The sequence below is a fragment of the Streptomyces sp. NPDC004539 genome, from assembly GCF_040610055.1.
Taxonomy (GTDB): Bacteria; Actinomycetota; Actinomycetes; order Streptomycetales; family Streptomycetaceae; genus Streptomyces.
The window spans coordinates 288506-307475 of record NZ_JBEXLS010000009.1 but is presented as its reverse complement, the minus strand read 5'-3'; the positions used below and the strand labels follow the sequence as shown (position 1 = coordinate 307475).

The 18970-nt window shown below is 68.8% G+C and carries 14 protein-coding genes and 1 pseudogene; 6 read left to right on the top strand and 9 right to left on the bottom strand.

Features of this window, described 5'->3' with window-relative positions:
• Positions 1 to 279 precede the first annotated feature (279 nt).
• The 3 genes from ABZX85_RS21295 to ABZX85_RS21285 form a co-directional block, all read right to left on the bottom strand.
• Complete coding sequence (locus ABZX85_RS21295) at positions 280 to 1500, bottom strand: histidine kinase (protein WP_355870657.1); 1221 nt, start codon at positions 1498 to 1500, stop codon at positions 280 to 282.
• Between the two features lie 134 nt (positions 1501 to 1634).
• Positions 1635 to 2453, bottom strand: coding sequence for a LuxR C-terminal-related transcriptional regulator (locus ABZX85_RS21290; RefSeq protein ID WP_355870654.1), 819 nt, complete (start codon positions 2451 to 2453; stop codon positions 1635 to 1637).
• 653 nt (positions 2454 to 3106) lie between these two features.
• Positions 3107 to 4786, bottom strand: coding sequence for a CocE/NonD family hydrolase (locus tag ABZX85_RS21285; RefSeq protein WP_355870651.1), 1680 nt, complete (start codon positions 4784 to 4786; stop codon positions 3107 to 3109).
• A gap of 217 nt (positions 4787 to 5003) precedes the next feature.
• Here ABZX85_RS21285 and ABZX85_RS21280 point away from each other — a divergent pair, with 217 nt between their 5' ends.
• From ABZX85_RS21280 to ABZX85_RS21270, 3 genes and pseudogenes are all read left to right on the top strand, one after another.
• Entirely contained in the window at positions 5004 to 7898 is a 2895-nt protein-coding gene (locus ABZX85_RS21280; protein WP_355870648.1) for a glycosyl hydrolase, read from the top strand.
• A gap of 293 nt (positions 7899 to 8191) precedes the next feature.
• Positions 8192 to 8328, top strand: a pseudogene (locus ABZX85_RS21275) (IS5/IS1182 family transposase); the annotation flags it as partial.
• A 178-nt stretch (positions 8329 to 8506) separates the two neighbouring features.
• A complete protein-coding gene (locus ABZX85_RS21270; RefSeq protein ID WP_355870645.1) occupies positions 8507 to 8956 on the top strand; it encodes a cupin domain-containing protein in 450 nt (149 codons plus the stop codon).
• Positions 8957 to 8966: 10 nt separating this feature from the next.
• Here the strand turns inward: ABZX85_RS21270 and ABZX85_RS21265 are convergent, their stop codons facing one another.
• The 3 genes from ABZX85_RS21265 to ABZX85_RS21255 form a co-directional block, all read right to left on the bottom strand.
• Entirely contained in the window at positions 8967 to 9731 is a 765-nt protein-coding gene (locus ABZX85_RS21265) for an IclR family transcriptional regulator (RefSeq protein ID WP_355870642.1), read from the bottom strand.
• Between the two features lie 198 nt (positions 9732 to 9929).
• Positions 9930 to 10958, bottom strand: a complete 1029-nt coding sequence (locus ABZX85_RS21260) for an alcohol dehydrogenase catalytic domain-containing protein (RefSeq protein WP_355870639.1) — start codon at positions 10956 to 10958, stop codon at positions 9930 to 9932.
• Positions 10955 to 11434 carry a VOC family protein gene (locus tag ABZX85_RS21255; protein WP_355870636.1) on the bottom strand — a complete coding sequence of 160 codons (480 nt, stop codon included), beginning with the start codon at positions 11432 to 11434 and terminating at the stop codon, positions 10955 to 10957. Before ABZX85_RS21255 ends, ABZX85_RS21260 begins: the two co-directional genes overlap by 4 nt.
• A 456-nt stretch (positions 11435 to 11890) precedes the next feature.
• On the opposite strand from ABZX85_RS21255, the gene ABZX85_RS21250 reads away from it, so the two are divergent.
• Both ABZX85_RS21250 and ABZX85_RS21245 read left to right on the top strand, forming a co-directional pair.
• On the top strand, positions 11891 to 12664 hold the full coding sequence (locus ABZX85_RS21250) for an ABC transporter ATP-binding protein (RefSeq protein WP_355870633.1): 774 nt from the start codon (positions 11891 to 11893) through the stop codon (positions 12662 to 12664).
• 37 nt (positions 12665 to 12701) lie between these two features.
• Positions 12702 to 15209, top strand: coding sequence for an FtsX-like permease family protein (locus ABZX85_RS21245; RefSeq protein ID WP_355870630.1), 2508 nt, complete (start codon positions 12702 to 12704; stop codon positions 15207 to 15209).
• Positions 15210 to 15421: 212 nt separating this feature from the next.
• Here the strand turns inward: ABZX85_RS21245 and ABZX85_RS21240 are convergent, their stop codons facing one another.
• Complete coding sequence (locus ABZX85_RS21240; RefSeq protein ID WP_355870627.1) at positions 15422 to 16333, bottom strand: alpha/beta hydrolase; 912 nt, start codon at positions 16331 to 16333, stop codon at positions 15422 to 15424.
• A gap of 308 nt (positions 16334 to 16641) precedes the next feature.
• Positions 16642 to 17655, bottom strand: coding sequence for an NADP-dependent oxidoreductase (locus tag ABZX85_RS21235; RefSeq protein ID WP_355870625.1), 1014 nt, complete (start codon positions 17653 to 17655; stop codon positions 16642 to 16644).
• A gap of 146 nt (positions 17656 to 17801) precedes the next feature.
• On the opposite strand from ABZX85_RS21235, the gene ABZX85_RS21230 reads away from it, so the two are divergent.
• Complete coding sequence (locus ABZX85_RS21230) at positions 17802 to 18275, top strand: helix-turn-helix domain-containing protein (RefSeq protein WP_355870741.1); 474 nt, start codon at positions 17802 to 17804, stop codon at positions 18273 to 18275.
• 35 nt (positions 18276 to 18310) lie between these two features.
• Here the strand turns inward: ABZX85_RS21230 and ABZX85_RS21225 are convergent, their stop codons facing one another.
• Positions 18311 to 18898, bottom strand: a complete 588-nt coding sequence (locus tag ABZX85_RS21225) for a TetR/AcrR family transcriptional regulator C-terminal ligand-binding domain-containing protein (RefSeq protein ID WP_355870622.1) — start codon at positions 18896 to 18898, stop codon at positions 18311 to 18313.
• Positions 18899 to 18970 lie beyond the last annotated feature (72 nt).

Sequence of the window (18970 nt, the reverse complement as noted above, 5' to 3'; positions counted from 1 at the left end):
AGAAATCGGACCTGGAGCGGTGAAACGCCGAGGGCGGCCGAGAATTGCTTTCGAGTACGAAATCGCGGGAGGCGGGTGAGCCGAGGCGGTCGCCGGCGAGACACGGCACCTTGTCGTCCCTGGCGGTCAGTCCTGTCGCCCGATGCCGATTGCGACTCCGGCAGGGCAGGTGCCGCAGGCATCGAGCACCCCCGACCCGGCGGCCTGGGAGTCACGTTCGCCGAACCCCACATCGGTGCTCAGACGGGCGCCGCCGTCTCCTCTGCGACCGCACGCGGGTCAGTCCGCCCGTCTCGCGGTGGGGAGCAGGGCGACGACCTCCCAGCCGTGGTCATCGCGTGGGCCGGCGTGAAGCGTGCCGCCCAGGGCGGTGACGCGTTCGGTGAGGCCGACGATGCCGAAGCCTCCGCCGCGGGCGGCGTACGGCATCTGGGCGCCTCCGCGGCCGTTGTCGTGCACTGTCACACAGAGGGTGTTGTCGGCGTGGGCGAGGGCGACGGTGACTTCGGAGGCGTCGGCGGCGTGACGGCGTACGTTCGTGAGGGCTTCCTGGACGATGCGGTAGGCGGCAGCCTGCACTTCGTGGGGCAGATTCCGGGGTACTGAGGTGTCGCCGTGCAGTTCGGCCTTCGGACCGGTTGGACCGCCGAACCCATCCACGAGTTCCGCAAGGGTTGTCAGGTCGCCCATCGAGCGGTTGTGGCTCGGATCGAGGAGGGCCGTCTCCTGTGGACCACCGCGCAGGAGACCGACGGTCACGCGCATGGATTGGAGCGCTTGGGCCGCGGCCTGCTCGATTCCCGCAAGAACCGGGTCCAGGCGGCCGGGCTCGGTGGCGGCCATCATGCGAGCCATCTGTGTCTGGACCATGATGCCAGTGACATGGTGGGCGACGAAGTCGTGAAGGTCGGCCGCCATCGCGAGGCGTTCGGCGCGGCGGGTCTCGGCGACCGCGACGCCGCGCCTGTGGTCCATGGAGCGCAGATAGCCGCCGAGGCCGGCGAAAACGCCGGTCAGCAGCGCCAACGGCAGCGCGAACAGCAACGCGTCTTCCTTGACGATGACGTCGTGGAAGCGCAGCAGCACCCCAAGGATCGCCCCGCCTGTGAGGACGGCGCACAGCCATGCCCACCGGGGTGAGCAGGTACGTACGGCGATCAACAACAGACAGAGCAGGACCGCCACTTCACCTGGGCCGAGTGTCCGTATGCGCTCGCTTGTCGCAGCCACGGCGGTCAAGGCCAGCGAAACGCCCGCTGGTACGGCGGTACGTAGCTGGGGGGTGAGCCACATGGGCTGCCGGGCGGAGGGCCAGACAACGGCCGCGAGGCCGAGGGACAGGACCAGGAGCACCGGCCAGAGGGTCTTGCCGCCCGCGACGGCGATGAGCGGGTCCGCCGCTGTGAGCAAGGCCAGCGTGGTGATGCCCGTCGCACGCAGGCAGCCCTGCCGACGGGTCGGCGGTGTGGGGATGTCGTCCGTCGGGGGCAGGAGATTCACATCGGTCACTGTAGAGAGAAGGAGCGGAGCCGCCTCGGTCGGTCGGTGCACCTTGGTCGGAGCACATGATCCGATGAAGGCGGACCATGAAGCACGAGCTCAGTTCGCTCGGCCCGCAGCGCGGGGCGGGGGTCTCAGGGCAGAAGGCCGGCGCGGCGGGCGAGCACGACGGCTTCGAGGCGGGTGGTGGCGTGGAGCTTGGACATCGCGGACTTCATGTAGCTCTTCACGGTCTGCGATGACAGTCCGAGCCGGTCGGCGATGGTTTTGTTGGACAGCCCGGAGGACGCGAGAGCGAGCACGTCCAACTCTCGCCCGGTCAGGTTCTCCAGGGGGCGTCCATCGGTGTCGGGCTCGGTGAGCCGTCGAGCGATGTCGTGGAGCGCCCGTTCCAGCGCGGGGTTCGAAACACGTCGACCGAGAGTCCGTAGCTCGGTGTACGCCTCCCGGACGCGTTCACGCAGGCTTCCGAGATCCGCGTCCTTCTCCTCCCGGCTGCCGCGCAGGGCGTGCAGGGTGACGAGTTCCTGTTCCAGTGCACGGGCTTCGTCCTTGAGCCCGTCCTGGATTCGGTCGCCCACGATCTCGTCAGTGCGAAACGCCGCGTACATCAGTGCTATGGGCCTGCGGTCGACGACTACCGGTACGGCTGCGATGGCGCGGATGCCTTCGGCGCGGATGACGACGTCGTAGCGGTGGGTGATCTGGTCACAGGAGAAGTAGTCGTTCACCGCGATCGGCCGGCGTGAGGCCACTGCCCGGCCGCCCAGCCCTTCCCCATGACGCAGGGTCACTCCGGGCAGGGCACCCACCGTCGGTCCCGCGAAGTTGCCGAGGACCAGGTCGTTGGCCGGTGTGACGGAGCCGGCGAAGGCCAGCGAAACCCCTGTTGCCCTGCGGACACGTTCGGCGGTTCGGTCGAGCCGGTGGGGAAGGTCGTCGGTGATCTTCATTGATCCCCTTCTTCGTACATGCCTGCCGTGCTGGCCGGACGTCATGGCGAAGGGAAGACAGGAACGGCCATTCTCAGCGAAGGCCAGGCCGCCGGTGACGAAGACTGGGGCGCGCGGGCGTTGTTGACATTGATACCAGACCCACGGAGGTAAAGTGCCCGACCCCTTGGCCGCAGTCTCACCTTCGGCGAACCTGTAGACGCGTCGCGCAGCCTCGCCGCTGCGCTCCGTGTGCGGGGGATCAGCCCGGGGGACGGGGGACAAGGGCGGGGTGTTGATGGGCAAGAGGCGCGCGCTGCCCGTCGTCCTGCTCGCGTTGTGGCCGACCGGCGCTGTCCATGTGCCCCTCCTCATGGTCCTCGCCGCACCGGGGACGGACGTGATCGATGCGGCAGAGGAATGGGACGGACTCGTGGTGGGAGTCCCGGAGCGGGCCATCGCCGCATTCGTCGCCCACATGCGTTACCGCTTCTCTCCGGCGGGTTCTCGGCGGAAGGTCATCGCCTGCGCGCTGCGTCATCGTCCGGGGCCCGACGGATATGCGGGGTCCCTCCGAGCCGGACGGCGGAGAAGCCGCACCGCCGCCGGACCGCCTCCGCCGCCGGACCGCCTCCGCCGCCGGACCGGCGTGGGCGGTCGGTCGGCTTGCTGTTTCAGCCCGCGGGCGTGGGGACGACGGGCAGGACGATACGGGAGGGGCGCGCGGCGTCGTGGGCGACCTGCTGGCGGGCCGGACAGGAGTCCGTTCCGCCGTCCAGGAAGTCGGCGGTGTTGAGGTTGCGGTCCCAACGGGGGAAGTTGCTGGAGGTGACGTGGACGCGTATGCGGTGCCCGGCGAGGAAGACATGGCTCGTCGACCACAGGTCTACGACGTGCTCGGCGAACTCTCCCGGCGTGGTGACCGACCGTACGATCCCGTCGACGATGTTCCGGGAGACGCCCGCGGTGTCGACGTCGCAGACCCGGACCACCCAGTCCGTGGTCGGGGCCTCGGTCGCCGCGTGGAGAATCGCGCGGACGCGGCCGGTGACCTCCAACTCCTCGGTCAGGGGCTCCGTGGTGTAGACGAGGACATCCGGCCGTGCCTCGACCACGGCCTGATCGAGTGGGCCCGGCCGGAAGTTCTCCGTCATCAGGAGCGGGCCGCCCGTGGTCGGCACGGGATCGGCGGGGTCGTAGGCATAGGCGTCGATCTCCTCACCTGCCTGCGGGAGGGCGAAGGTGAGCGCCCCGTCCGCTCGCAGGAACAGGTCTGTGTCGACGGCGCGGGCCAGCGGCCACTCCTGCTCCTCGCGCCACTCGTTCCTGCCCATGACGAAGAGCAGCACCGGGGGCAGTTCCGGCCCCGGCGTGGTTTCGTCGGTGAGCCACTGCCGGAGCCATGTGCTCTGGAGATCGGTGAACCTGCCGCGGAACCCGAGGAGTTCCGCGCTCGCCGCCATACCGAAGTCGACGTCACCGATCTGATGGCCGTGGTCGACATGGGTCCAGGGGCCCATGATCAGAGTGCTGGGCCGCCCCGCCGCGTGGCTCGCGGCGAAGTTGTCGAGGGTGCCTTGGCTGAAGATGTCGTACCAGCCGCCGGTCTGTAGGCTCGGCAGGTCGACTTCCGCCTGGCGTCCTGCGACCCGGCAGGCCGCGCTCCACTCGGGCTCCCGGCGGGAGCGCTCGTAGCCGATGTCCGGGATGTCGTGGCGCCGGAAGGCGGGATGGTGCCCGGCGGGCAGTTCCCGGTATCCGGACGTCGCGGCCATGTCCAGATCGCGGACCAGCGCCAGGAGCGCCGACGGCAGTGCGGCCGGGGCGGCGGCGTGCCGGCGCAGGACGGTGTCCATCCCCTGCAACAGGGACCAGGGCAGCGCGATGCCCAGCTCGCGGGCCCCTCCCCGCGCGAAGAGTCCGTCGTCCGGTTCGGAGAAGGTGTCGAGCGGAGCGATCGCTTTCAGCTCCGGCGGCCCGGACAGGGCGGCCATCCACTGCGTGTTGCCGAAGTAGCTCTGCCCGAACATGCCGACGCGGCCGTTGGAACCCGGGAGGGCGGCGGCCCAGCGGACCGTGTCGTAGCCGTCGTCCGCCTCATGGGTCCACGGGTCCCACGCTCCGTCCGAGGCGAACCGGCCTCGGGTGTCCTGGATCACGACGAGGAATCCTCTGCGTGCCAGGCCCGTCGGATCGACGGCGCCGAGCAGGGGCGGAGTGCTCTTGCCGTAGGGGAGGCGGGTGAGGAGTACGGGCCACGGTCCGCCTTCGGCGGGCTGATACACATCCGCCCGCAGCACGGTGCCGTCACGCATGGTGGCGGGAACGTCGTAGCGGGCCATCACGTCGGGCATGTACCGGATCTTCCTGTCGTGCCGTACCGAGGAATTCCGGACTCTCGCAGGCCACGTCACGCCCCGGCACCCCCGGAAGAGGGGGTCCCCCCGACCGGACAGGCGGCCATGCCCGCCCAACGCTAAATATTCTTCGGTTTTTGTATTGACGGCCACCGGGGTGCCCCTTAGGTTCGCTTCACCCCTCGCCCGATGAAACGTTTCATATGGAGTCGACATGACCCCCATCTCCCGCAGACGCCTGTGCCGGGACGCCGTGGCACTATCGGTCGCCACACCCGCACTCCTCGCTGCGACCGGCCCGGCCGCGTCCGCGAACCACCCCACGGTCCCGGCGATCGCCCGGGGGTTCGCCTCGATCGGCGAAGCCGACCGGCCGAAGATCCGGTACTGGTGGCCGTGCGGTGAGATCTCCGCGGAGGCGGTGGAGGCCGAGATCCGTCAGATCGCCGGCCGTGGCTTCGCCGCCGCCGAGATCCAGTGCATCTTCACCGCCGACCCGGGCCGGTACGGATGGGGCAGCGCGACTTTGACCCAGCGGCTGGAGCAGGTCGTCGCAGCGGGCCGGCGCCATGGGCTGCGCATCGATCTGACCGTCGGTCCGGCCTGGCCCCTGGTGGTGCCCGGGCTGGGCCCGGACAGCCGGCGGGCCGCACAGGAACTGGCCTACGGCAGGGCGGCCGTCGCGGGCGGCAGTACGTACTCCGGTCCGGTGCCGGCGGCTCCCGAACCGCACCCGGGCGTAACCAGGCAGACGCTCGTGGCCGTACAGGCGTTCCGCCGCACGGGTTCCGCAGGGGCGAAGCCCGTTGTACTGGAACGCGGTTCGCGGGTGGACCTGACCGGTGCTGTGCGCGACGGGCTCCTTTCCTGGACCGCTCCGGCAGGCGGGCAGTGGCTGGTCCTCGCGTTCTGGCAGCGCGGTACCGGACAGGCGGCCGTGACCGGGCAGACCGTCTCCGCCCAACCGGCTCATGTCCCGGACCACTTCGCCTCCGCGGGCATCCGCGCGGCGACGGACCACTGGGACCGGCACGTGCTCACCCCCCGGCTGCGCCGTCTGCTCCGGGACAGCGGCGGCGACCTGTTCGAGGACTCCCTGGAACTGGACTCCGCCCTGCACTGGACCTGGGACCTGCCGGAGCGGTTCGAGAAGCTGCGCGGCTACTCGCTCCGCCCCCACCTGCCAGTCCTGTTCATCGACGGCATCCACCGGCAGTACACGTCGGTGACCCTCGACGCCACACCGGACTTCGAGTTCACCGACGGCGGCGGCGCGCGCGTCCGCGAGGACTACTGCCAGACGCTGACGGACCTCTACATCAGCGACCACGTGGAGCCACTGAAGAACTGGGCACACTCCCTCGGCCTGCGATTGCGCGCTCAGCCCTACGGGACGACCATCGACACCCCCACCGTGGCCACCGCGCTGGACGTGAACGAAACCGAGTCGCTCGGCGTCAACGCCGGCTACGACGATGATCCCTCCCGGTGGATCTCCTCTGGCTCCGTACACCTGTCCGGCCAGAAGATCTTCTCGCTGGAGGGCTGCGCGACACTCAACGAGGCGTACGGGCAGACCTGGCCGGACATGCTGAAACACTTCAACACCGCCTTCGCGCACGGCGTCAACCAGATCGTCTACCACGGGTTCGCCACCGGAGCGGGCATGGGTGTCACGGGCTGGCCCGGATTCTCCCCCTTCACGATGGAGAGCGGCAACGGCTTCTCCGAAGCGTGGGGACCACGCCAGCCCACCTGGGCCGACACCGGCAAGATCACGGACTGGACCGCACGCATGCAGTGGGCCCTGCGACAGGGCCGCCCCTCGGTGGACCTCGCGGTCTACCGCCAGAGCTATGGCCACGACGTGCGCGTGCCCGAGGGCGCGGCCGGGTTCACCTACGACTTCACCGGCCCCGCGCAGCTGGAGGGCACCCGGGTCGGTGGTGGCCGCCTCGCTCCGAACGGGCCCGCCTACCGAGCGCTGATCCTGGACCGCCAGCCCACGCTCCCCGTGTCCACCGCCCGGCTCCTCCTCTCCCACGCCAGGGCCGGACTGCCCGTGGTGATCGTCGGGAACCTGCCGACGCGAACCCCCGGTGCCCACCGGGCCGCCCACCAGACCGCCCTGCTCACCCGCCTGCTGGACCAGTTGCTCGACCAGCCTTCGGTGCGCCGGGTCGCCGGCCGGCGTGACCTCGCCGGCGCGCTGAAGGCCCTCGGCGTCAGGCCCAGCGCTGACGTCGGCGCCGCTCCGGGCCTGCTGACCGTGCGCCGCACTCTCCCGCAGGGAGAGCTGTACTACGTGTACAACCCCACGTCCGCCCCCGTCACCGCCGAAATCCGGGTGGAGGGAACGGGCCGGCCGTACGAACTCGACGCCTGGTCAGGGAAAGTGACGCCCCTCGGCCTCTACAGAGCCGGTCGCAGCCACATCACCTTGCCCGTCCACCTCGCCCCCGGAGGCTCCACGGTGATCGCTCTCGACGGCCGCCATGCCCGTCACGCCACGGCCACCACGGGCGGGACCGTGACCGTGAGCGAGAACGGACGCCTGCGGCTGCGGGCGAGCACCGCCGGCAGCCACACGGTCACCCTCGACGACGGCCGCGAGCGGCACGTCGTCGTACCGCCCCCGGGCAAGGAACAGCGGCTGGACTCCTGGCACCTCACCGTCGAGGACTGGCATCGCGGTCCGGACGGGGAGCGTGAGATCACCCTGCACGAGCTCGACCTCGACGTGCTCAGACCCTGGTCGGACCTCCCTGGCCTGCACGACGCGTCCGGCATCGGCACGTACACCACGACCGTCCGCCTGGGCCGGCTGGACGGGGCCCGCCTCGAACTCGGCCGGGTCACGGACACCTGCGAGGTGACGGTCAACGGCCGCCGCCTGCCGCCGCCGGACCAGATCAGCCACAGGCTCGACCTCGCAGGCTGTCTCCGGGAGGGCACGAACACGATCACCGTCCGGGTGGCCACCCCGCTCCGCAACCGGCTACGGGTGACCGACGGCTTCCCCGGGCAGGCCGACATGCCCCGTCAGGAGTACGGCCTCATCGGCCCGGTCAGCCTTGTCCCGTACCGCGAGACCCCCGTCCTGGACTGACTCGCCCAAGACGCCCTGAGGGATCTCGCAGCTTCTGCGTCGGCTGCCGCTCGAACTCCCCATCCGGGGTGGCACAAGACCTCGCCTCGACGTGCCCCTGGACCCGGTTGTGGTCCGGGGGACCGCCGTTGTCGTACGGGGAGGGTGTCGATGCCGATGCAGCCGAAGAGGGTGGGTGAGGTGCCGACGGAGACGGTGCCGATCGTCTGCTGCTGTCCGACGGCCAGGCCCGACCGCTGACCCGGCTCCCCTCGCCCGGCAGGCGGGACAACAGCCGCGACAACCGGGCCCACGACCAGCGGGCTCGCCGCACACGCCGTGGACGAGCCGGCGGCCGGCCCCGGCCTTCGACAAGACCCAGTACCGCCGCTGCAACGCCGTCGAGCGATGCGTGAACAAGTGGAAACAGTTCCGCGCCGTGGCCACCCGCTGTCAGAAACGGCCTGGTGCTGGACACGTGACGGTGTTCCCAGACCGTTCACATGGTGGACGTTGAAGTCCCGCATGCTCATGTGCTGGTCGATCGGACGGGAATCTCGCTGTTGCCTTGCCGTGGTCGGCAAAGAAGTTGGAGAGTGCAGCAGTCACAAACACCAGGAGGAGCAAGTATGGTCACTCGCCGAATTGTCACCGACGAAGTCGACGGTCGCTCCAGACTGCTTTCCGACACGAAGGTCGATTCGCAGCATTGGCTCGACGAACTCTGGATGGCGACCCCCGACGAACCGATGGGCTTCGACCCGGGGCAGGACCTGCCGTCCGTGAATGTCCCGCCCCGTCACTCGGTTTTCCGGATCTGTCACCTTCCGCCCGACAAGGTCATGCGTGCTGCGTTTGCGGCCGGCCCGCAGGACTCGATCGACGCCGACGGGTTTCACCGCACACAGACCATCGACTACGTGCTCGTTCTTGACGGACCCGTGGAATTGGTTCTCGACGAGGGTTCCGTGATCGTGGAACCGGGGGACTGCGTGGTCCAACGCGGGACCAATCATGCTTGGCGAAATCACGGTGATCAGCCCATTCGCCTGGTCGCGGTTCTGACGGGAACCTCCTGAAAAATCGAGGCTAAGGAACCTTCACCGAGCCCGCTCGCGTGCCTCGTGTCGCTTTCGAGAGTCTGTGTGCGAATTTCAGGAGAGTCGTGCCCAGTTCGCGCTGTCTGTCGGGGCTGAATCTTGGCTCGACGCCCGTTATGGTCAGGACCCAATTCGCCGGTTCGGTCGAACTCACCACGGCAGCGGCCATTCCGTAGTTGCCTTGCACGATCAAGCCCGGGTTGATGGAATACCCCGACTCGCGGGTCTCGTGCACTCGTTCACGGATGGAAGCGGCCGAGAACTGCGGGCCCAGGGCCGATGCGAGATCCGCCCGTTCGAGGTATCTGTCGATGTAGTCGTCCGTCTGGTACGCCAACAGCGCCACACCGCCTGCGGACACTCCGAGGGGTACCCGTACCCCTTCTTGAAGGACCAGCGAACGCGAGGGGAAGCTGCCCTCTTCCCGCAGGAGACAGACGAGTTCGTCACCGCGACGAACCGAGAGGAAGGCGCTCTCGCCGGTCGCTTCCGCCAGCTCGGCCACGAGCCGACGTGCCGCGTACGACATGGCATAGCGCCGGGCAGCCACTCTTCCCATGATGTAGAGCTCCGGACCCAGGTGCCAGCGCCCGTCGGCCTCGTCGCGATCCACATAGCCCAGTTCCTGCAACGACGTCAGCAACCGGTGAACAGTGGGGCGCGACAGGCCGGTCCGCTCGACGACGTCCACCGTCCGCGGCGCTTGGCTTCCGCTGGTCGAGATGGCGGTCAGCACTTGTGCGACACGCGCCACCACTTGAGTCCCTTGACCAGGATTACTCATAGCCGAACGATAGTCGATCATGTGAATGCCGCCGGAGCCGCCTCAGCAACTGCGGCGGCATCGAGCGACGGCGCGGATCGGTCCCGGACCGCACGGCGCCTCGACCTGAAGGCGGGGCACGAGTGCAGAGCGGGCTCCGAGCCCCCAGCGATCACTGCCGGGACGGAATCACGGTACGGCGATCGTCCGACCGATCCCGTGCTCCCCCTTCTCGAGTCGGCCGTACGCGTCCGGCACCTCGTCGAGCGTGATGTGATCGGCGTGGATACGCACTCGGCCGGCGGCGGCCATGTGCAGGAGTCGCTCAAGTTCCCATGCCTCGCCGGCGTACGTGCTCTGTAGTACGCACTCCCACGGGAACGTCGTCATCGAGAACGGGTAGGAGCCGAATCCGGCGCCCATGCAGACGACCTTCCCCTGTATCGCCGCCGCGCTGCCGGCCAGCGACAGCGTCTCGTCGGTGCCGACCAGGTCGATCACGAACGAGGCTCCGTCCCTTCTCATGGCCTTGATCCGGGCTGCTGCGTCATCGAGAGGGTCGAACGCGAGGTCGGCGCCGAGTTCGAGGGCGAACTCACGACGCCGCTCGTCCTTCTCGACGGCCACGATCCTGGCGGTCGAAACAGCGCGGAGAATCTGGACGGCGACATGCCCCAGGCCGCCGACGCCGATGACCACCGCGACCGAGCCGGCCTCCAGCCACGGCATCGAGGTGCGGATGGCGTGGTACGGCGTGAGGCCGGCGTCGTCGAACGGACCGGCGTCGACCGGGTCCAGTCCTTCGGGGATCGGCACGACGTTGCGGGCGGCAGGGACGAGGATGTACTCGGCCAGACCCCCGTCGAATCCCAGGCCCGCCCCCGCCGCCGGCCGCACCGCAGGGCAGAACCGCTCGCCGCCTGCCCGGCACGTCCCGCACTGCCCGCATCCCCACTCGGCGTGCACGACGACCGGCTGTCCTGTCGCCGGACCACGGACACCCTCACCCAGCGCGGCGATCGTGCCGGCGGTCTCGTGGCCGAGGGTGAACGACGTCCCGTCCGGCCGGTAGTGGGACGGCGCGCGGGAGACCATGCAGTCGGTGTGGCAGAGACCGGCCCCGGCGACGCGCACCAGCACCTCGCCGGGCCCCGGCTCGGGGATCGGGACCTCACGTATCGCGATGCCGATATCGGGCCCTGTCCGTACCGCTTTCACGAGGCGCTCCGATCATGCCGGTCATCGGCGATCCGCTGATCGAACTGGATCGTGTTGCCCTCCGGGTCGGCGACCAGCAGGGTCCGCACGAAGGTGCCGGTCTTCTCGCCGTACCGCTCGCTGCCGAGGTCGACGGGACCGGCGAGGGGCTTGATGCCCGCCGCGTGTATCCGTTGTGCGATCCGGTCGACGTCGTCCACCCAGAAGCCGAAGTGATGCACCCCGATGTCGAACATCGCCCTGGCTTCCCCAGAAGCGGTTTTGTCCAGGAGCTCATCGAGCACGATGAACGGTTCGCGAGCGCCTTCTCGCTGTCTGAGGTACACCGCTCGGCGCCGGACGATTCCGTCAATACCGGGGGCCTCCTCGATCGTGTCCAGTGTCACGTGCAATCCCACGACCTCGGTCCAGAACGGCAGCGTGCGACTGACGTCACGAACTCCTAGGGCGACATGTGAGATGTGTGCGGTTGGCATGTTCTTTCTCCTGTGCGCTGGAACGTTGGTTCCCGCTGTTCGTATTCGTCTCTATTCGGGGTCACGGAGAGGCATGTGATCTTGCGTCACTCCATGGCGCTATATCTTTTAGCCCTCCGGCGTCGGATTCTGCAACGGTTCGCGTTCATCTGCCGGTGAATCGACCGGAGGGTGAGAAAGCGACACGTCAGTAGCCACTATGTGGACCTTGCGGCGTGTTCGGCGTTGCCGGAGACTTTTCCCCCTTCCTGAGCGGCTCCTCCTGCATGTCATCCTCTGAGCTGACGCATGGCTATACCTGAGGATTACCAGACCCGTTCGGCCGTCAGCTTCAGGTAGTCGGTCATTCGGCCGATACGCGCGGACCGTCACGGACCGGAGGATGAAGGAGTACCCCACCAGACACGCCGCAGGCGCGCTTCTGGCTGTCCGCGTCCCCGATCGGAGCACCACCTCGTGACCACGTCGCCACCCGTTCCCCGCACTCCCACCCTCGCCGCCCGCGCCACCGACCTGTCCAAGGTCTACGGGCAGGGCGATACCCAAGTGGTCGCCCTCGACCGGGTCAGTGTCGGCTTCGGGCAGTCCCGGTTCACCGCGATCATGGGGCCCTCAGGGTCCGGGAAGTCCACGCTCATGCACTGCGTGGCCGGGCTGGACAGCTTCTCCTCCGGCTCTGTCAGCATCGGCGACGTCGAGCTGGGAGCCCTGACGGACAGGCAGCTCACCAGACTCCGCCGGGACAGGGTCGGCTTCATCTTCCAGGCATTCAACCTGCTGCCGACCCTTACCGCGCTCGAGAACATCACGCTCCCGATGGACATCGCGGGCCGAACTCCGGACAAGGAATGGCTGGACAGCGTCATCCGGATGGTCGGCCTGTCGGACCGCCTCACTCACCGTCCCGCCCAGCTCTCCGGGGGCCAGCAGCAGCGCGTGGCCGTCGCCCGGGCGCTTGCGTCGAAGCCGGACATCGTCTTCGGGGACGAGCCGACCGGCAACCTCGACTCGCGTGCGGGTGCCGAGGTCCTGGGGTTCCTGCGTGACTCCGTAAGGGCATTGGGGCAGACCGTCGTCATGGTGACCCATGACCCGGTCGCCGCTTCCTACGCGGACCGGGTCGTCTTCCTCGCGGACGGGCGGATCGTCGACGAGATCCACGAACCCACCGCGGACGGGGTCCTCGAACTCATGAAGTCCTTCGACGCCCCCAGGTTCCGCACCACCTGAGCCGTCCCTCCCCTCACCTCATCAGGATCACATCACCATGTTCCGCACAGCCCTGCGCAACGTCCTCGCGCACAAGGCCAGACTGCTGATGACCGTGCTCGCCGTCATGCTCGGCGTCGCCTTCGTCTCCGGCACCTTGATCTTCAAAGACACCCTCAGCGGCGGCTACCGCGACCAGGCGGCCAAGAGCTACGCCCACGTGGACGTCGAGGTCCGCTCCTACGACCCCTCCCTCCCCGGCTTCAGCGGGAAAGCGCTGGACGAGATCGCCCGGCTCGACGGGGTCGCCGCAGCCGCCGGGCGGGTCGACGGGATCGCCGGAGTCGCGGACAAGGACGGCGAGTTCATCGGCAGTGGATCGTCCGGCATGGGCGCCAACTTCGCGCCCGGGAAGGACGGCAAGGACCCGCTCTACGCGTTCACCGACGGCAGTGGGCCCACCGAACCCGGCCAGGTCGCTCTCGACAAGGACACCGCGGAGAAGGGCGGCTACCACGTCGGCGATACCGTGCGCGTCGCCTCCAGGGGGCCGGTGAAGACGTACGAACTCTCTGGCATCTTCACCACCGACGACACCGGGGTGGCCCTGGGCGACAGTCTGGCGCTGTTCGACACTCCGACCGCTCAGCGGCTCTTCCTCGAACCCGGCTTCTACGAGTACGTCACCGTCACCGCCGACCCGGGTACGTCGAACACCGGACTCGCCTCCACCCTGAGGAAACTGCTTCCGGACGACACGGACGTCAAGACGGGCCGGCAACTCGCCGACGAGAGGGCCAAGGGAGGTGCGGGCGACGCGTCGACACTCAGTACGATGCTGCTCGCCTTCGCCGCCATCGCGCTCTTCGTCAGCGTCTTCCTGATCGCCAACACCTTCACCATGCTGGCCGCCCAGCGCACCCGTGAACTCGCTCTGCTGCGCGCGGTCGGCGCATCCCGCACGCAAGTCACCCGGTCCGTGCTGATCGAGGCGATGGTGGTCGGCGCCGCGGGCGCCGCCGCCGGGCTCGGACTCGGTGCCGCCATGGCCGCCGTGGCGCGTTCCACGGTCGGTGTCTTCGGCACGAAGAACCCGGACGGGCCGCTGGTCGTGACGTCCACGACCCTCCTGGTCGCGGCCGTTGTCGGTGTCCTGGTCACCATGCTGGCCGCCTGGCTGCCGGCGCGCCGCGCCGCGAAGATCCCGCCGGTCGCGGCGATCGGCAGCGCGCATCTGCCCGCCGCCACCAGGTCCCTGCTGATACGGAACCTGTTCGGCGGCGTCATCACACTGCTCGGCATGGCGATCGTCGTCGCCGGTGCGGGGGCCGGCGGTTCCCAGGGCAGGGCGCTCGTCGGGTTCGGCGCCTTCCTCGCCGTGACCGGTGTCCTCGTGCTGATCCCGTTGCTGTCCCGGCCCGTCATCGCGGCCGTACAGCCGCTGCTGCGGGCCGGCTTCGGGGTCGCCGGCAAACTCGCCGGCCAGAACGCCGTACGTAACCCCCGCCGCACCGGCGCCACCGCCTCCGCGCTGGCCATCGGCCTCACGCTGGTCAGCGCCCTGACCGTACTCGCCACCACTGTCGGCCAGTCCACGGACAGGATGACCACGGACATCGTGAAGGCGGACTACATGGTCACGGACAGCGGCACGGGCCTGGACACCTCGGTGGCTGCCGCACTGCGCAAGGTCCCCGGCGTCACGACGGTGTCGCGGGAACAGCAGTCCTGGATGCAACTCGACGGCGTTCAGGAGGATGTCTCCGCCGTCACCCCGGCGGACTTCGACAAGACCCTCCGTCTCCCGGTCGTCTCAGGCTCGCAGGACGCGCTCGCGAAGGGACAGGTCGCCGTCGCCGAGGACGAGGCACGGGCTCATGGCTGGAAAGTGGGCGACACCCTGTCGGCGGTGTACGGCGATTCCGACAAGAGCCGCAAGCTGACCGTCGGAGCCGTCTTCGAGTCCAACGAAGTCGTCATGCCGCTCGTCGTCTCCGCCGACGTCATCGATCCGAACGCCACCTCTGCGACTTTCTCGAAGGCGTACCTCAAGGCGGACGGCAGCACGAACGCGAAGGCGCTTGCCGACGCCCTCGCCGGACGCCCGGGCATCAAGATCGATGACCGGCAGGCCATCCGCGAGGAGTTCAGCGGAGCCTTCGACACCGTGCTGAACGTCCTGTACGCACTGCTGGCGATCTCCCTGGTCATCGCGGTGCTCGGGGTCGTGAACACCCTCGCGATGTCGGTCTTCGAACGACAGCGGGAGGTCGGCATGCTGCGCGCCGTCGGACTCGACCGGCAGGGTGTGACGCGGATGATCCAGCTGGAGTCCGTGGTCATCTCCCTCTTCGGCGCGGCGGTCGGAATCACGGTCGGAACCTTCCTGGGCTGGGCGGTCTGCGAGGTCACCAAGAACGAGATACCGGGATACGCCTTCGCCCTGCCGTGGGACCGGTTCGGACTCTTCCTGCTGCTGGCGGCCCTCGTCGGCCTGCTCGTCGCCATGTGGCCGGCCCGCAGCGCGGCCCGGATGAACATGCTCACCGCCATCAAGACCGAGTAGGAGCCCGAGCGAGTCTCCGTACGGCCGTAGACACACCGTCGACGGCCGTACGGTCGTGGCTCGGGCGGGCCTCGCCGGCCTACCGGGCGATGCCGGTACAGGGTGTCGAGGCGCTGTGCAGGGCGGGGTGTGCGATCACACGGTCGCCGTGCCCCACGCCGAGCTGCACGAGTGCTCCGGCTGACAGGCCCCGCCGCCGCATTCGGCCCTGCTCAGGCACCCAGGTGCCGGCGCAGCCACTGGCCCATCTGCTGGATGGCCAGGTCGACTTCGGGCACGCGTCCCGCGCCCAGGATGAACGAGTGCTGTCCCTCAGGGAGCGGGTGGACCTCGGAGGTGACCTTGAAGTCAGCGAGGCGGCGGGCGAGCTGGGCGCCGTCATCGGCGAGGGTCTCGTGTTCGCCGTAGTGGACAGCGGTGGGCGGCAGACCGGTCAGGTCGGCGTTCACGAGGCTGATCTCGGGGGCGGCGAAGTCCACTCCGGGCTGTTGCAGCCACGATGCCCGGAAGAGTTCGAGGATGCTTCTGCTGAGCATCTTGTCGTTGCCCTCGTTCTCGTCCACCGACGCGTTCCGGAGGGTGAGGTCGGTCCACGGTGAAACGCTGACGACCGCGCCAGGGGTCGCCTCACCCTTCGCGAGCAGGCGCAGCGGCAGCATCACGGCGAGAGTGCCGCCGATCGAGTGGCCCGTGCTGCCGATGTTCCGCGGCTCGTATCCCTGTGAGAGCAGCCATCGGTAGGCGGTCTCGGCGTCGTCGAGCTGTGCCGGGTAGGGGTTCTCGGGTGCCAGGCGGAAGTCCACGACGAGGGAGCGGGCGGCGGCGGCCTTGGCCATGTGGCCGGCGGCCTTGCGGTCCGAGTGCATCGAGGCGGTGACCGATCCGCCGAAGTGGAAGTGGAGCAGCGCGTGGTCGGGGTGGGCGTCCTCGGGAACGCACCACAGGGCGGGGACACCGCCCGCGTCGACTTCGGCGTAGGTGACGCCTTCCGGTTCGGCCGATGCCCGGTGGTTCGTCTCGACGATGTCGCGGATCACGGCGAGGTCGAGGCCCGGCGTCGCGGCCTTCGCGCTCACACTTTCGAGGAACTGCGCGAACTGCTGTGCCTGCGGGCTTGCTCCCATGGAGGTGCTCCTTCGCGGTTCGGTGCCACGCTCGCTGCTCGCGGGGGACCGGTTGTTGTGCCGGTCACGACGCTATGAGCTGAGTATAGAAAAGTAAACTCAGATGAGGTCGGAATCACGCGGGGCTGGTCGCGATTCCCGGAACCTCCGGCACGCCGGGTCCCACCGCGCGGAACTCATGTGTGAGGTCGTGCGGCGAGGAGGCGGGTGGGGAGCGCCTGGTGCGGAGCAGGGCATCACCCGGCAGGGAAACGACTCGCGGTGCTCCGGAGGCGACAAGGTGGGGTAGACGTCTGTGGACGGTCCGGTCAGTCGTGGTCGGGTGTCATGGAGACCACGACCTTGCCGGCCCTGGTTCGGCTCTGCTCGGCGTATGCCATCGCCTCGGGCATCCGGTCGAACGGGAAGACCGTGTCGACGACCGGACGGAGCTCCCCGCTGTCGTACAGGGCGCTGAGTTTGCGCAGCTGGGAGCCGTTGGCCCGCATGAAGAAGAACTCGTAGTGCACGCCAAGTGCCTCGGCCTGCTTTCGGACCTTACGGCTGAGGGCGTTCATGAGGGCACCCAGGGGGAAAGGGGCTCCCAGCTGTCTGGCGAAATCGGCGTCCGGCGGGCCGGCGACCCCGATGGCCAGGCCGCCGGGCTTCAGCACGGTCAGCGACTTCTCCAGGTTCGCCCCGCCCAGGGAGTCCAGTACCAGGTCGTAGCCGGACAGCGTCTTCGAGAAGTCTTCCTTGGTGTAGTCGACGACGACGTCGGCGCCGAGGCTTCTGACCAGCTTCTCGGAGTCGGTGCTCGCTGTCGTTGCCACCGTGGCGCCGAGGTGTTTGGCGAGCTGGACGGCGGTCGATCCGAGGCCCCCGGCGCCGGCGTGGATGAGCACCTTGTGGCCCGGCTTCAGGTGAGCCCGGTCGACGAGGATCTGCCAGGCGGCCAGGGCCACCAGAGGCACGGCGGCTGCCTCCTGGAGGGTGAGTGACGCCGGCTTGGGCGCGACGTCGTCCTCGTCGATGGCGATGAACTCCGCGAAACCTCCGATCCGCAGGTCGCGCGGACGGGCGTAGACCTCGTCGCCGGCCTTGAAGCCGCGTACGGCGGGGCCGACCCGCACCACGACACCGGCCACGTCGTGGCCCAGCACGAACGGGCGCCTGTACTTCAGGAGGTGCTTGAACTCCCCGTCGCGGACCATCTTGTCCAGCGGGTTGACGCCGGCGGCGCTCACTCGCACCAGGACATCGCGGTCCTGGACGGTGGGCTCGGGTACCTGTGCGGCGCGTGCGCCGTCCTTGCCGTACTTCTCGACGACGAATGCCTTCATGCCGGCCGCCTTACTGGGGGTCTTCTCGGTGGTCGATGCGCGTCCCGCGCCGACATGACGCTACTGGCTGAGTATGTATAAGTAAACTCAGGTGGGGCTAGGATCACCCCATGAGCGCGTGGACCGAAGCTGTTCAGGATGCCGGAATGGACCCCCGTCTCGACCGGGACGTGTCCAACTGCTCGATCGCGCGGACCCTTGAGGTCGTGGGGGAGAAATGGACGATCCTGATCCTGCGCGAGGTCTGGTACGGCTCGTCCCGCTTCGGCGACTTCGAACGGGTCCTCGGCTGTCCTCGCAACCTCCTCGCGGCGCGGCTGCGCATGCTCGTGGACGAGGGGATTCTCGCCACCGAGACTTACCAGGAGCCTGGCTCCCGGAGCCGGCCCAAGTACGTGATCACCCCCAAAGGCATGGATCTGGTCCCAGCCGTGCTGGGGCTCTTGCAGTGGGGTGACCGATACCGTGCCGACCCTGAAGGGCCCGCCGTGCTCGCGAGGCACCGCGCATGTGGCGCGCACGTCGACGTCGAGATCCGCTGCGAACAAGGCCATGCGGTGCAGGCGGAAGACATCGAAAGCGTTCCCGGCCCCGCCTTTCGCATGAAGCCCGCCGGATGAGCTGAGCGCGGTATGCGCTCCCCGACAGGTCCGGCTCAGGCGCTGGCGGCGCGCAGCACGTGTTCGACGAGGGTGGTGACCTCGTCGTCGGTCAGCGGCTCGCGCAGTATCGAGCAGCTGACCACGATCGGCGACATCAGCATGTTCAGGATGGTGTCGAGGTCGACCTCCGCGGAGAGCCGGCCGTGCTGTGCGGCGTCGGCGAGGATCGCGCGTACATCAGCCGTGGACTGTTCGAACGACGCTTTGCTCAGGTGCGCCAGTTCGGCGTCGGGAGCGAGAGCGGCAAGCCCGTCGACCAGTACCGATGTCGGCCGAGCGGCGAAGTCGCGAAAGCGGAGTGCGTACTCGCGCAGGTCGGTGGCCACGTCGCCGGTGAAGGGCACCTCGAGCCGGCCGTAGTCCGCACGCAACGTTTCGGCGATCAGCTCGGTGCGATCCGGCCATCGGCGGTGCAGAGTGCGTCGGCTGACGCCGGATCGTTCCGCGAGGTCGTGGTAGGTGAACGACGGCCCGTGGTCCTTGAGCAGTTCGAGGACCGCGCCATGGACCGCTTGCCGGTTGCGTTCCGTCCGGCCGCCGGGACGTTGGGTCGCGGGCGCTGGCGTTGCGTTCTGGTCCACCACCCCATCGTAAGGACGGTTCGCACTCCCACTCGGCGAGGGGTGGCGCGGGCGACTCGCTGGTTGACGCAG

Bases quoted from the DNA above. Each gene is read 5' to 3' on its own strand.
- ABZX85_RS21290 (WP_355870654.1), bottom strand. From the start codon at position 2,453: ATGAAGATCACCGACGACCTTCCCCACCGGCTCGACCGAACCGCCGAA.
- ABZX85_RS21285 (WP_355870651.1), bottom strand. From the start codon at position 4,786: ATGCCCGACGTGATGGCCCGCTACGACGTTCCCGCCACCATGCGTGAC.
- ABZX85_RS21280 (WP_355870648.1), top strand. From the start codon at position 5,004: ATGACCCCCATCTCCCGCAGACGCCTGTGCCGGGACGCCGTGGCACTA.
- ABZX85_RS21270 (WP_355870645.1), top strand. From the start codon at position 8,507: ATGGTCACTCGCCGAATTGTCACCGACGAAGTCGACGGTCGCTCCAGA.
- ABZX85_RS21255 (WP_355870636.1), bottom strand. From the start codon at position 11,434: ATGCCAACCGCACACATCTCACATGTCGCCCTAGGAGTTCGTGACGTC.
- ABZX85_RS21245 (WP_355870630.1), top strand. From the start codon at position 12,702: ATGTTCCGCACAGCCCTGCGCAACGTCCTCGCGCACAAGGCCAGACTG.
- ABZX85_RS21240 (WP_355870627.1), bottom strand. From the start codon at position 16,333: ATGGGAGCAAGCCCGCAGGCACAGCAGTTCGCGCAGTTCCTCGAAAGT.
- ABZX85_RS21235 (WP_355870625.1), bottom strand. From the start codon at position 17,655: ATGAAGGCATTCGTCGTCGAGAAGTACGGCAAGGACGGCGCACGCGCC.
- ABZX85_RS21230 (WP_355870741.1), top strand. From the start codon at position 17,802: ATGGACCCCCGTCTCGACCGGGACGTGTCCAACTGCTCGATCGCGCGG.